General features: G+C 56.8%; 12 protein-coding genes. 4 read left to right on the forward strand and 8 right to left on the reverse strand.

Features of this window, described 5'->3' with window-relative positions:
- Window positions 1–48: 48 nt before the first annotated feature.
- Window positions 49–1,086: a glycosyltransferase family 4 protein gene (locus I7X12_RS00800; RefSeq protein ID WP_198061998.1), complete on the reverse strand. Its 1,038-nt coding sequence runs from the start codon at window positions 1,084–1,086 to the stop codon at window positions 49–51.
- A gap of 90 nt (window positions 1,087–1,176) precedes the next feature.
- Between I7X12_RS00800 and I7X12_RS00805 the strand changes: the two genes are divergently transcribed.
- Entirely contained in the window at window positions 1,177–2,019 is an 843-nt protein-coding gene (locus I7X12_RS00805) for a glycosyltransferase domain-containing protein (protein ID WP_198061999.1), read from the forward strand.
- A 59-nt stretch (window positions 2,020–2,078) separates the two neighbouring features.
- Window positions 2,079–2,660 (forward strand): methyltransferase domain-containing protein, encoded by a 582-nt coding sequence (locus I7X12_RS00810; protein ID WP_198062000.1) that lies wholly within the window; start codon window positions 2,079–2,081, stop codon window positions 2,658–2,660.
- 360 nt (window positions 2,661–3,020) lie between these two features.
- Here the strand turns inward: I7X12_RS00810 and rfbB are convergent, their stop codons facing one another.
- Window positions 3,021–3,944: a dTDP-glucose 4,6-dehydratase gene (gene rfbB / locus I7X12_RS00815; protein ID WP_198062001.1), complete on the reverse strand. Its 924-nt coding sequence runs from the start codon at window positions 3,942–3,944 to the stop codon at window positions 3,021–3,023.
- A 52-nt stretch (window positions 3,945–3,996) separates the two neighbouring features.
- Here rfbB and I7X12_RS00820 point away from each other — a divergent pair, with 52 nt between their 5' ends.
- Window positions 3,997–4,887, forward strand: a complete 891-nt coding sequence (locus I7X12_RS00820; RefSeq protein WP_198062002.1) for an SDR family oxidoreductase — start codon at window positions 3,997–3,999, stop codon at window positions 4,885–4,887.
- Here I7X12_RS00820 and I7X12_RS20815 read toward each other — a convergent pair.
- The 6 genes from I7X12_RS20815 to glmU all read right to left on the reverse strand — a co-directional run bounded on the left by I7X12_RS20815 (window position 4,884) and on the right by glmU (window position 11,768).
- A complete protein-coding gene (locus I7X12_RS20815) occupies window positions 4,884–5,063 on the reverse strand; it encodes a hypothetical protein (RefSeq protein ID WP_394355621.1) in 180 nt (59 codons plus the stop codon). The genes I7X12_RS00820 and I7X12_RS20815 overlap by 4 nt on opposite strands.
- Before the next feature lie 2 nt (window positions 5,064–5,065).
- Complete coding sequence (locus tag I7X12_RS00825) at window positions 5,066–6,139, reverse strand: glucose-1-phosphate thymidylyltransferase (RefSeq protein ID WP_198062003.1); 1,074 nt, start codon at window positions 6,137–6,139, stop codon at window positions 5,066–5,068.
- Window positions 6,140–6,142: 3 nt separating this feature from the next.
- Window positions 6,143–6,607, reverse strand: a complete 465-nt coding sequence (locus I7X12_RS00830) for a dTDP-4-dehydrorhamnose 3,5-epimerase family protein (protein ID WP_198062004.1) — start codon at window positions 6,605–6,607, stop codon at window positions 6,143–6,145.
- Between the two features lie 248 nt (window positions 6,608–6,855).
- Window positions 6,856–8,652: an ABC transporter ATP-binding protein gene (locus I7X12_RS00835; RefSeq protein ID WP_198062005.1), complete on the reverse strand. Its 1,797-nt coding sequence runs from the start codon at window positions 8,650–8,652 to the stop codon at window positions 6,856–6,858.
- A 102-nt stretch (window positions 8,653–8,754) separates the two neighbouring features.
- A complete protein-coding gene (glmS, locus tag I7X12_RS00840; RefSeq protein WP_198062006.1) occupies window positions 8,755–10,563 on the reverse strand; it encodes a glutamine--fructose-6-phosphate transaminase (isomerizing) in 1,809 nt (602 codons plus the stop codon).
- Window positions 10,563–11,768, reverse strand: a complete 1,206-nt coding sequence (glmU, locus tag I7X12_RS00845; RefSeq protein WP_198062007.1) for a bifunctional sugar-1-phosphate nucleotidylyltransferase/acetyltransferase — start codon at window positions 11,766–11,768, stop codon at window positions 10,563–10,565. The genes glmS and glmU overlap by 1 nt, the downstream gene beginning before the upstream one ends.
- A 248-nt stretch (window positions 11,769–12,016) precedes the next feature.
- Between glmU and I7X12_RS00850 the strand changes: the two genes are divergently transcribed.
- A complete protein-coding gene (locus I7X12_RS00850) occupies window positions 12,017–12,598 on the forward strand; it encodes a flavodoxin domain-containing protein (RefSeq protein ID WP_198062008.1) in 582 nt (193 codons plus the stop codon).
- The last annotated feature ends 56 nt before the right edge of the window (window positions 12,599–12,654 follow it).

Here is a 12,654-nt window from a genome sequence, read left to right on the forward strand (position 1 = left end):
GAGAGGAACTATATTATTTTATTTAACATCTCCAATTTCAGGTCACTTTCATTGTGGAGATGAAAGGATTGACCGAAGTTCTTCGGCCCGTTGATCTGTCCAGAAATGGTTCTCTTCGATTGATTCGACAGCACTCTCGGCAAACCGCTCACGACGCTTTCGGTTTTCAATTAGGTCCGAGAGACAGTCGAACCACTCTGAATCATCAGCCGGACAGTATCCATTTGACCCATCTTCAACGATCGAGGATAACATCCCGACTGGCGAGGCAACAACAGGGACCCCCATCGCTAGGCACTGAACAACGGACGTGTACCCACCTTTTCCGCGGGTCCATTCATCGTCTGTAAGGGGCCGGATCGCGATATCGAATTCAGAGACAAGGGCCAATTCTTCGTCAAGCGACCATTCCTGGTAGAACACGTCTTTTCCGACGCGTTTCTCGAATGGGACCTGCTCGTTTCCCGCAGTCACGACGTGCAACTCAACCTCTGGATAAGTTTCGAGAAGTTCGGAAATCACGTTTTCACGTTGTTCCAAATACCACAGGTTCTCAGGATTCCCGATCCAGCCAAGAATGACAGTGTCGTCGGTTCTATGCTCCTCTAAACGTGCTTTAGTGTACTCGTCTCTAGGGACCGAAGTCGGAAGGGTATGAATATTATCAGTGTAATCTCGGGCGTATTCCGTGAGAATAGGACTACCAGTTATAACCGTTGAAGCCGCCTTTAGCATCTCGTTTAACATCCGGGTCCGATTTGAGGTGTCTGTCTGCTCCCACGGAGCCGACGTATAAATCGCATCGTCAAAGTCATAGATAACTTTACAAAACCGATTAAGTATCGTAACAAACCGAGAGGGAAGGAGCAACTTTTGAATATAGATAATATCGTACACCAACGCGGATAAAAGTAAATACGTAGTATATGCCGGCTTATCAACCTTCGAAAACTCAGTAAAATGCCGGTCCTTGCGGAGGTCAACGCGTGTCTCGAACGAGAGATAGGGGAGATAATTCAAAATACGATAGCGAGTACTCGCTGTCTGCTCGTCACCAAAGGCGACAAACAAGACACGGAGTGTCATACGCCAGTAAATGATGGTCGTTATCAAAGGCATTACGACTCCGCAGACTGAAAGGGATGATGCCGAAGCTGCAAAGGAGCATACTAAAAGATGCCCTCTAAAGATATTGTAGTATATAAAGCCATATTCGATGATTATGACATTCTCACTGATCCGGAAGTAACGTCAAACAATATTAAGTACGTCTGCTTCACTGACGATGAGAAACTAGAGTCTGTAGTGTGGGATATCAGGGTCCTCAAGGATGCTACCACTTCTCCAAACATTCATAATAGACGCCTAAAAATGAAACCCCACGAGTTGTTTCCAGAGTTTGAATATAGTGTATATCTTGATGGGAATATTCATATTGTCGGAAATATTGAAACCCTGATTAAGAGAACGATGACAGACGGTCCACTCGCGGCACCAAGTCACCCGTCTCGAGAGAGTGTGGCGGAAGAAGCCAGAAAGTGTATCGATGCTGGACTGGCTCCTAAGAACCGTGTCAATGAGCAACTTAAACGGTACCGACAGCTGGGGTTCCCCGACGAGGAGGGGCTTACCGAGAATTCGGTACTAATACGAGAGCACAATGATTCTGATGTTGTTAGTGTGATGGAAGACTGGTGGCAAGAACTCGGTACTGAGACCGAAAGGGATCAGCTGAGTCTCCAATACACGCTCTGGAAGAACGACGTAGAGTGCACCAGACTACCAGTAGATGCCCGGTGGTCTAGTCACTTCCGTCGGTATCCCCATACGCCAGACGATTGGCGTAAGTTGTTCTGGCGGTCTTGGATAGACATATATCTCCATCGAGGACGAGGTAGCTACCGGAATATGTTCAATTCAATATTGTACTATACAGTCATATGCAGCAATATCGTTCTACAAGACGGCCCCCTAGAATTATTAAGGCGGACGGAAAATTTTATTAGAGAACGAGTATAGTGTTCTATATACGAATTCTATGAACTGGTTTCATAATGGCTTAGCATTTGGCTTGATCAATGAGTAACCACAAGAAGTCGCTCAACATTGGGGCAGGTAAGAGGTCACATGCTGATATAGACCTTGATATATCTCCACTAGATGGAATTGACGTACTTGGAGATATGCATCAATTGCCGTTTGATGATAACACATTTTCAGAAGTCTATCTAGAACACGTACTAGAGCACTCAGTAGATGTGCTTGCGGTACTGAACGAAATTCACCGGATCTCAAAAGAAGAAGCGCTAGTGTACATACGCGTTCCCCACGGACTCACGATCCGAGGTATTCGGGATCCGACTCATGAACAGTATTTTTCGCTCAGGTCAATAGAACATTTTTGCACAGACAACAACCTACTCCCAAGTTGGTACTTCGATAAAAGGTTCTCACTCGTCAGCGCCGAACTCAAGACAAAACAGCCGAATAAAATGACGGACGGGGGAAAGCTACAAGATGTAATTAGAAGAGTTGGGTATATATTCAATAGGGCAGTTTCAATAGTTGCAAACAAGGAACCGGAAGTGTTTGAGCCGATCGTCTCGCTCACATCGTATATTGATATTGAGTGGAATCTCAAAGTCATATGTAAAAAGTGATCGCACGTTTGAATTCTTTTCCCTACTTCATAGAGATTTATTTCGGTTATAACGGCTCTGTTGAATAGCGGTATTGGTCGAAGTGGTCAAAATTTGAGTCAGCTTGTTAATGGCTGACGCTAGAGTTGCCAAGATCACTATCGTCTCATTGTGCCTCAGAGGCCGCTATTCAACGCGGCAGTTATAGCGGAATTTGAATCAACGGGAACGCTGTCTCGTGCTAGCCAGACTGCTACCCGGTGTGAATGGAAGCGGTTTGAATACATGATTGTGTATTATAATTAGTTAATATATTATAGCTGCTGATTCTCCAATTACTTATAAGTAAATACTAAGCCACATAGTATAAATATTTTTATACTATTCAATATAATGATCGTGTGTCAATTTAAGTGCGTCTTCGAACGAGTATCTTGGTTCCCAACCCAGTGCCTCAATCTTCTCAGTGTTCAACGCATATCGCTGGTCGTGGCCGGCCCGGTCGTCAACGAACTCGATCAGTTCTTCCGATGCACCGACAGTATCGAGAATCGCTTCGGTGACTTCGAGATTTGTCCTCTCCGTTCGGGTCCCGATATTGTACACTTCGCCGAGATCACCGGTCCGCAGGACTAGATCGATCGCTCGACAGTTGTCATCGACGTAAATCCATTCGCGAACGTTTGATCCGTCACCGTATACAGGCAATGGCTGGCCTGCACTGGCACGTTGGATGAACTTCGGGACGAGTTTCTCCGGGTGTTGTCGCGGCCCAAAGTTGTTGCATGAGCGTGTGACGATGACAGGGACATCGTGGGTCGCTTGGAAGCTTTGTGCGAGTAGGTCTGCCCCAGCTTTCGTCGCAGCGTAGGGGTTTCGGGGATGAAGAGGGTCCTCCTCCGTGAATTGTCCGTTGAGCGTCTGTCCATACACTTCGTCGGTCGAGATCTGCAGGAACCGATCGAGGTCTGTGTCTTTGGCAGCATCCAAGAGCGTCTGAGTCCCCTGTACGTTTGTCGCGACGAACGGCTTTGCTCCCTCGATGGACCGGTCAACGTGAGACTCTGCCGCAAAGTTGACGACAGCATCGACATCGTTAATGAGATCTGCCACGAGATTAATGTCGCGAATACTTCCTTCGACAAATTCATGTCTTGGGTGGTCGAGAACTCCATTAAGGTTCTGTCGGGACCCGGCGTAGGTCAACGCGTCCAACGTGACGACAATGTCGTCACGTTCATTGAGTAGGTAGTGTACAAAGTTCGAACCGATGAATCCAGCACCGCCAGTCACTAAAACTCGCATACGAGTTTCTTAGCGACAGTACTTATTTATATTATTGCCTGGATCCTGCAGTATGAACCTGCTGGTAGTCGGTGCGAACGGCCTACTTGGCAGTAACGTAATACGTGTGGGGTTGGAGAGGGGATGGAATGTCAGTGGAACGTACAACTCGGTGCGACCAAGATTCGATATTCCCCTATTACAGTTCGATCTCGAGGAATATGAGTTATTTAATCAAGTAATCGTAGAACACGAACCAGATGTAGTAGTTAATTGTGCAGCAATGACGGATGTCAACACATGTGAGATTGAATCAAAGAAAGCTAATTTACTCAACGGCGAGGCACCGGGTGGAATAGCTGCAGATTGCAAGACATACGGCATTGACTTTGTGCATGTCTCAACTGATTACGTCTTCAATGGCGAAGCCGATCAACCGTACGACGAAATTGCGTCGCCCGACCCGCTACAGGCGTACGGGAAATCGAAGCTAGCAGGCGAACAGGCTGTGAACCTGGAGTACCCGACCGCCCTTGTAGCACGTCTATCGTTCGTCTGGGGAATACACCGAAATACGGGAGCGCTTGCGGGCTTTCCATCATGGGTGCGCACGAAGATAAATTCCGAAGAACCGGTTTCACTGTACACGGATCAGTGGGTGACGCCAACGCGCGCCGGACAGGCGGCGGAGACGCTGCTTGATCTCGTTGAGAAGGACAGAGACAAATATTATCACATGGCCTGCCAGTCTTGTGTGACACCGTATGAGTTCGGCGCCGTCATTGCTGATCAGATGGGGAAGAACACGGACCTCCTAAGTGAGGGATCAGTGGACGAAACTGATCAGGTGGCACCTCGACCGACGTATACCTGTATGGATGTTGATAGAGTTGAGGATGCGCTCGGAAGGGAACAACCGACATTACAGGACGATGTTGATGCTGTTTGGGATAGAGTCAGCTAGAGTCTATAGCGATCCATGTGCTCAAGAAAGTATTCTTGGGCCTCCTTGGGAAGGTTGTCGAAACGGATAATTGCCTGACAGTCCAACCCAGGACACTTCATTACCCGATTCGATTCGAGTTCGTTCGCTGCGATCACGGTTCCACAGGACGGACAGGTGTATGTTATGATCCGCATTCCTAAAGCCAGAGTTGGGAGTTCTCCCCGACCACTAGACGTTGACCCTCCGGAAGTAGTTTTGCCGCACCCTCAACGGTCACGTTTTGACCAAGCAGGCTGTCGACGATTCGACCCGAAGTAGTGATCTGTGAGTCTCCGATGACAACGCTGTTCTCGATATGGATTTCCTGAAGCGTGGTATTTGGACCAATAGATGTGTACGGTCCCACGTAGGTCCCGTTCTTGATCGTGGTGTTCTCGGCGACGGAGACTGGACCTCGGACGACTGCACCCTCTTTTATTGTCGATGACTCCGCGAGTTCGATGCACCCCTGCGTTTCGGCGCCCGCTTCCACGATACCGCTGGTGACGAGCTCCCGCTCTTCGAGGACGAGCCGGTTGGCCTCCAGAATATCTTTGGGTTTACCAGTATCTTTCCACCACCCGGTAACGGTGTGTGAGTCGATGGCATAACCACCCTCAAGCAGAGCCTGAATCGCGTCGGTGATCTCCAGTTCACCTCGCCAAGACGGTTTCAGGCGTTCGATAACATCGAATACCTCTGGCGAGAAAACGTACATACCGATGAGTGCAAGATTTGTCGGGGGTTCGTCGGGTTTTTCAATGAGTGCTGTAACGTTTCCTTGACTGTCGATATCCGCGATGCCGAACTGCTCAGGGTTCTCCACTTTTTGAAGCGCGATTCCGGCACCGTACTTACCGTTCTTAAAACTCTCGACGAGTTCCACGACACCGTCTTTGAGAATGTTATCGCCGAGATACACCACAAAGTCATCATCACCGACAAAATCTTGAGCACAACCTGTGGCGTGCGCGATTCCAAGTGGATTACCTTGAATGATATACGTAATCTCGACGCCGTAGCTGGACCCGTCCCCGAGGAGATCTTGAATCTCTACACGACCTTTGTTGCCGAGAACTATCCCGATCTCAGTTATACCCGCATCCCTGAGGTCCTCAACGGCATACTCAAGTACTGGCTTGTTCGCGACGGGGACCAGTTGCTTCGGACCAGTGTGTGTGATCGGCCGGAGTCGAGAACCAGTTCCGCCGGACAACAGAACACCTTTCATTGATTATCCACTCACCTCTTCGTCCCAATCTAAAGGGATTCTATCCGTGTCGTATGGTAGGCGTTCCTCGTCCGGGTTGTCATAATCGTAGAGGGTCGTCGGGAAGTTAAGCAAAAAGGCGGGTTCGTCCCCGATCGCTTTGAACCCGTGCCAGCAGTCTCCCGGGATCCGGACGACCTGCTGGCTGTGTTCTCCTATGATGAACGTCTCCAACTCCCCTTGGGTCGGAGAACCGTCTCGGTCGTCGTAGATCCCGATTTTAATCCGGCCGTTCGGACAGACGAAGTGGTCGATCTGACCGTAGTTGTGTCGGTGCCAGGCCCTGGTAATCCCCGGATACGTCATAGAGTAGTACGACATGGCTGGTTCTGGATCATATTCATCCCAGTCTCTCCGGAATACTTCGACCAGATGCCCGCGCTCGTCAGCATTCACTTTCAATTCTCGAGCCTCAACGCCGTCGATCATATATTGACAATAATCATATTACACTCATCCCCTTTTCGGTGCCTATCTGGGTGCTGTCTTTCTCTCTACCCAGCGCACTTGATCCCGAACCGGTTCTTGCTGTGACCACCCATTCATAGTGATTACTGCGAATAGTTTTCTGGATGGTCTCGATAGACGCCTGTTCTGCGGTTCACACCACGGACACCATCGTCACAGAGGTAAAGAATCGCAGTAATCACTATCAGGGTCGGGTTCGGCATATCGGTTCAATTGCTCTGTGCCTGAGTTACATATAGATCCGCGTACGTCCCGTCGTCTTCAACTAGCTCGGTGTGCGTCCCCGTCTCCGAGATCTCACCATCCTCGACTGTGTAGATCCGATCCGCGTTCACGATCGTCGACAACCGGTGGGCGATCACGAACATCGCGTAGTCACGGTCCATCGCCTCGATGGCTTGATGAACCGTTTCTTCGATGTTGGAGTCCAGATCGCTCGTCGCTTCGTCCAGCACGAGGAAGTCGGCGTCTTTCAGTAGTGCCCGCGCCAGTGCTACTCGCTGTTTCTGGCCACCAGACAACCGAACACCATCATCGCCCAATTGCGTCTCGTAGCCGTTCGGGAGGTCGTTCAGGAACTCCGTAACTTGGGCGATCTCGCAGACGCGTTCGATCTCCCGGCGACTCGCTTGCCGGTCAGCTACAGTCACGTTCGCCCGGAGGGTATCGTTGAAGATGTAGGGATGTTGGCGAACAACCGACACGCGCTCGCGCCATTCGTCCACATCCATCTCGTCTATCGGCCGGCCGTCGGCCAGGATCCGGCCATCATCGGGTTCGTACATCCGAGTCAGCAACGAGACGACTGTCGACTTACCGGCGCCGGAGGGGCCAACGAACGCGACGAACTCGCCGCGGTCGGCCGAGAACGAGAGGCCATCGAAAATCTGCTCACCGGTGTCGTAGGAGAACTCCACGCCCTGGAAATCTACCGTGTCGACGGGATTCGGGACTGGAGCGTCATCGCCTACCGACTCCCGACGCGCGTCAAGTTCATCGATGAATGACTGGGTCCGAGCGAGGTGCGGCAGGTCACTCTCGATCTGATAGACGATGTTGTTGAGCGTGCTGACCCGAGGTGCAAGCCGAAACATCGCAAACAGGAACACACCGAGCGAGGCCAGGGACATCGAGGCGATTGCGAGCGCGGCGTAGATCAACACGAACACCGTGATCGCAGTGAGCAACTGGTAGATGTTGTCCAATGCGGCCTCATTACGCCGAAGTTTGATCTGTGACCCGGCAACCTGGTCGGCCGCGGCGTGAAAATCCGAGAACAGTTCGCCGGTCATCCCAAACAACTTCACGTCGCGAACCCCCTGGGTCCCAGCCTGAGCGGCAGTCTGTAGCCGTTCGTTGGCTTCAGCGACGCGGCTGCCGATGTCGTATCCCGACTCGACCACCGACCGGAGCACGAACGTGATCAGACCGAGCACGATCGCTGCGGCGACAGTCAAGCCTGGCGCGAGGTACAGTGCGACGCCGAGGTATATCAGGCTGAGCAACCCTTGCTCGACGAACCGAATTATCCGCTGTATTACCCGCCCAGCGTAGCTCGCCTGCGTGACGATCGCGTTCAGGATCTCGTCGGATCCCTGCTGGTCGAAATAGCTGACCTCGGCGTCAAGCGCCCTCTCGAAGGACATCGTCTGTAGCTCCCTGACGTAATCGGTCCGTAGCGCTGCTCTGAGCCAGTGAACGAGAAAGCTCGACGTGTACCGCAACGTCATCACGACTGCGACGCCGACCACGACAGTCTCCAAGGTCAGCGGCAGTCCGACGACCTCGTAGGCGGTAACGAACACACGTAGGATCCCGTCGGCCGACTCCACAGCGGCCGGGTCGCGTGCGAGTTCGATGATCGGCAGCAGGAAACTCAGTCCGATCCCTTCGAGCACCGCGGCGAAGAAACTGACGAGGAGGATACCGGTAGAGAAGGCAGGCCTGTACAGGGCCACGCGGTACAGCGCCCGCAGTTTGTCTCGAATGGGGAGTTCGTCGCTCATCGATAGTTGGAGCGTCTGTATGTGGTCGAATGCAGTTAATAAGCGATGTGATTGTGCCGTTTGAATCCACTCGGCAACCGCCATAGACCTCTCAGAGACCGGCTACTCGACCGTCACGCTCTTGGCCAGGTTCCGCGGCTTGTCGATCGACCGTCCGAGCTTGTCCGCCACGTGGTACGACACCAGCTGCAACTGCACGTTGGCCAACACGGCAGCCGCTTGCGGATGCGTCTCGGGCACCTCTAACACCGCATCGGCGTACCGACCCACGTCGGACTGCCCGTCCGTAACCGCAACCACCGGAGCGTCCCGAGCTTCCACTTCCTTCACGTTCCCGATGGTCTTGCGGGCCATCTCCCCGTCGCCGGTAACGACCGCGAACACGGGCGTCTCTCCCGTCACCAGCGCCAGCGGCCCGTGCTTCAACTCTCCGGCGGCGAACCCTTCGGCGTGCTTGTAGGTGATCTCCTTCATTTTCAGCGCGCCCTCGAGCGCCACGGGGTACTGCAGGCCGCGGCCGATGAAGAAGTAGGCGTCGCTGTCGACGTACTCGCCGGCCACGGACTCCGCGCGCGAATCGTCTAGGATCGCCTGGATGTTGCTGGGCAGGTCGCGCAACGCGCCGATGACCTCACGCACGTCGTCCACCCGCGTCGTCCCCAGAGAAAAGAGGTTCAGAGCGACCAGCTGCGACGCGAACGTCTTCGACGCCGCGACGCCGATCTCCGGGCCGGCCCTGATATACAGCGCGTGGTCGCACTCCCGCGCCGCGGTCGACCCCACGGTGTTCGTCACGGCGAGCGTCCGCGCGCCACGCTTGCGCGCCTCCCGGAGCGCCGAGAGCGTGTCGGCGGTCTCGCCGCTCTGGGTCACACCGACCACGAGCGCGTCGCCGATCGGCGGCGGCGAGGTGGCGTACTCGCTAGCGAGGAACGCGTGGGCCGGGATCCCCGCGTCGCGCAGCAACTGCGCGCCGTAGAGCGCGGCGTGATAGGAGGTCCCGCAGGCGACGAACTGGACGCCCGTGGGCGACAGATCCCCGAGGTCGCCGATATCGACCTGGGCGGTCATCTCGTCGACGCGCCCGCGGAGACACTGCCGGATAGCCCGCGGTTGCTCGTGGATCTCCTTGAGCATGAAGTGGTCGTAGCCGCTCTTGCCGGTCTCCTCGGGGTCCCAGTCGACGGTGTCGACGTCCTTGTCGACCGTCGTCCCGTCGACGTCCGAGACACGCCACCCCTCGGCCGAGAGCGTCGCGAACTCGCCGTCGGCGAGGTACACCACCCGGTCGGTGAAGTCACGGAAGGCAGGCACGTCGCTGGCGAGGTAGTACGCGGGCTCGCTCTCCGCGTCACCATCGTCGATCCCGAGCACGAGCGGCGAGTCGTTGCGCGCGGCGTAGATGGTGTCGTCGCCCGAGACGACGACGGCGACCGCGTAGCTCCCCTCGAGCCGCGAGATGGCTTCGCGGACGGCGGCTTCGTTGTCCAGCCCGTCGGCCAGCGCGTCCTCGACGAGGTGGGGGACGACTTCGGTGTCGGTGTCGCTCTTGAACGTGTGGCCCGCGGTGGCGAGCTCGTCGCGGAGCGACTGGTAGTTCTCGATGATGCCGTTGTGGACGACGGCCACGTCGCCCGTACAGTCGAGGTGCGGGTGGGCGTTTGCGTCGGTGGGCGGACCGTGGGTCGACCAGCGGGTGTGACCGATGCCGGCCGCGCCGTCGATGGACCGGGATTCGAGCGCGCGCTTCAGGTCGTCGATCTCCCCGGATTTCTTGCAGACGTCGACGCGCTCGCCCGAGAGGGCGACGCCCGCCGAGTCGTAGCCGCGGTACTCCAGTTTCGAGAGGCCGTGGACGAGCACGTCCAGTGTCTCGTCTTCACGGCCCACACAGCCGATGATGCCACACATCAGCGAGTCACCTCCGCGCGGCTCGCGATGCGGCCGCTCGCGCGGACGCTGGTCCCGATGTGCGCGCCGGGGCCGACGAGCGTCCCCGGCGAGAAACTCGCGTCGCCCTCGGCGGTGACGCGGTCGGCGACGACGGCACCGAGGCGCTGGTCCTCGAACACCTGGCGGCCGACGCGCACGTCCGCGGGACCGCCCGGGACGACGGTCCCGGCGCCGAGGGTCACGTCCTGGCCCGTCACCGCGTCGATGAGCGTCGAGCCCGACTCGACGCGGGTGTCCGTGTCGAGGACGGAGTTCCGGACCGTCGCGTTCGCGCCGACGGTCACGTTCTGGCCCAGCGCCGCGTTCGGCCCGACGACGGCGCCGGGACCGACCTCGCAGTCCGGTCCGACCACGACCGGTCCCTGGAGGACTGCCGTGTCGTGGACGGTCGCCACGGGATCGACCCACACGCCGGCGTCACGGCCGCCGTCGCCGCTCGCGGGTTCGTCGACGTGCCCGCGGGCGAGCACTTCGTCGGCCACCGCCAGCAGGTCCCAGGGGTAGGTCGCGTCGACCCACATCCCCTCGGTCCGGATACCGCGCACCCGGCCGTCGTCCATCAGCCGGCCGATCGTGTCGGTCAGCGCGAGTTCGCCGTCCGAACGCTCGGTCGCGTCGATGGCGTCGAATACCGACGACTCGAAGGCGTAGACGCCGGCGTTGATCAGTCGGTATTCGTCGGTCTCGGGCTTCTCGACGAGTTCGGCCACGTCGCCCTCGTGGAGGACGACCGCGCCGTACTGGCTGGTCTCGGGCCGTTCGAGGACGGCCATCGACGGGTCGCCGCTGCGCTCGAACTCGTCGACCACGTCGCGGACGATGTCGGCGTCGACGACCCGGTCGCCGTTGACGACCAGCGCCGGCCCGTCGACGACTTCGCGAGCCTGGAGGAGGGCGTGCCCGCTGCCGAGTTGCTTGTGCTGGGTGACATACTCGATCTCGACCCCCTCGTAGGCCGGCCCGAAGTGGTCCTGTACCCGACCGCGCTTGTACCCCACCACGACCACGATCTCCCGCACGTCCGCCGAGACCAGCGCGTCGAAGACGTACTCCAGGATCGGCCGGTTGGCCGCGGGTAACATCGGCTTGGGCCGGTTGCGCGTCAGCGGCCGCAACCGCGTCCCCTCACCCGCCGCGAGGACCACCGCCGTATCGATGCTCATACAGAGTGGTCGTGGTCGCCCACTTTCAAGTTTCTGGGCCGAGGATCCCACGCCCGTCGGGGATCCCCTCCCGTTTCGCCCCAGAACGACGGTCTCACGTCGTCCCACTCGTCGACCAGCCGAGATGCTCCCGAGCCCGTCGGTACCGCTTTCGAACCGGTCGATACCGCCCCAGTCAGGAGAGTCTCACCTGTACTGCTTGTGTTTCCAAAGACACAGTTCATCCTGTCCGCGATACGAGACTCCGCATGGCATCGTTTCTCGTCGCCTACGGAACGGGGGAGGGGCAGACAGCCAAGGTGGCCGACCGGATCGTCGCGACGCTCGGCGACCGCGGTCACGACGCGACGGCGGTGAACATCACGGCGGGGGCCGAGGACGTGGACGCTACAGAGTACGACGCGGTGCTGGTCGGGGCGTCGGTTCGCGTCGGGAAACACCAAGGAGCGGTCGTCGACTTCGTGACCGACGAGCGCGAGGCGCTCTCGGCGCGGCCGACCGCGTTCTTTCAGGTCTCGCTGGCCTCGGCGTCCGACCGAGGCGTCGAGCAGGCCGCGGAGTACGTCGAGTCGTTCTGCTCGGAGACGGGGTGGAACCCCGACCGGATCGCGCAGTTCGGCGGCGCGCTGCGATTCTCGGAGTACGGCTTCCTCACGCGGCTCGCGATGAAACTGATCGCGAAACGACGGCTGCCGGGGGTCGACACGACCCGGGATTCGGAGTTTACCGACTGGCACGCGGCGGCGGACTTCGCCGACGACGTCGCCGCCTTCGTCGAGGGTCGCCACGGTATCGACGCACCGAACGTCGACGCGTCGGAGGGGCGATGACAACCGGCTGAGTTCCACGGGCAGCCTGCGAAATCGATCAGGTACAGCCGACGACG

This window comes from Halosimplex litoreum (assembly GCF_016065055.1).
GTDB lineage: Archaea > Halobacteriota > Halobacteria > Halobacteriales > Haloarculaceae > Halosimplex > Halosimplex litoreum.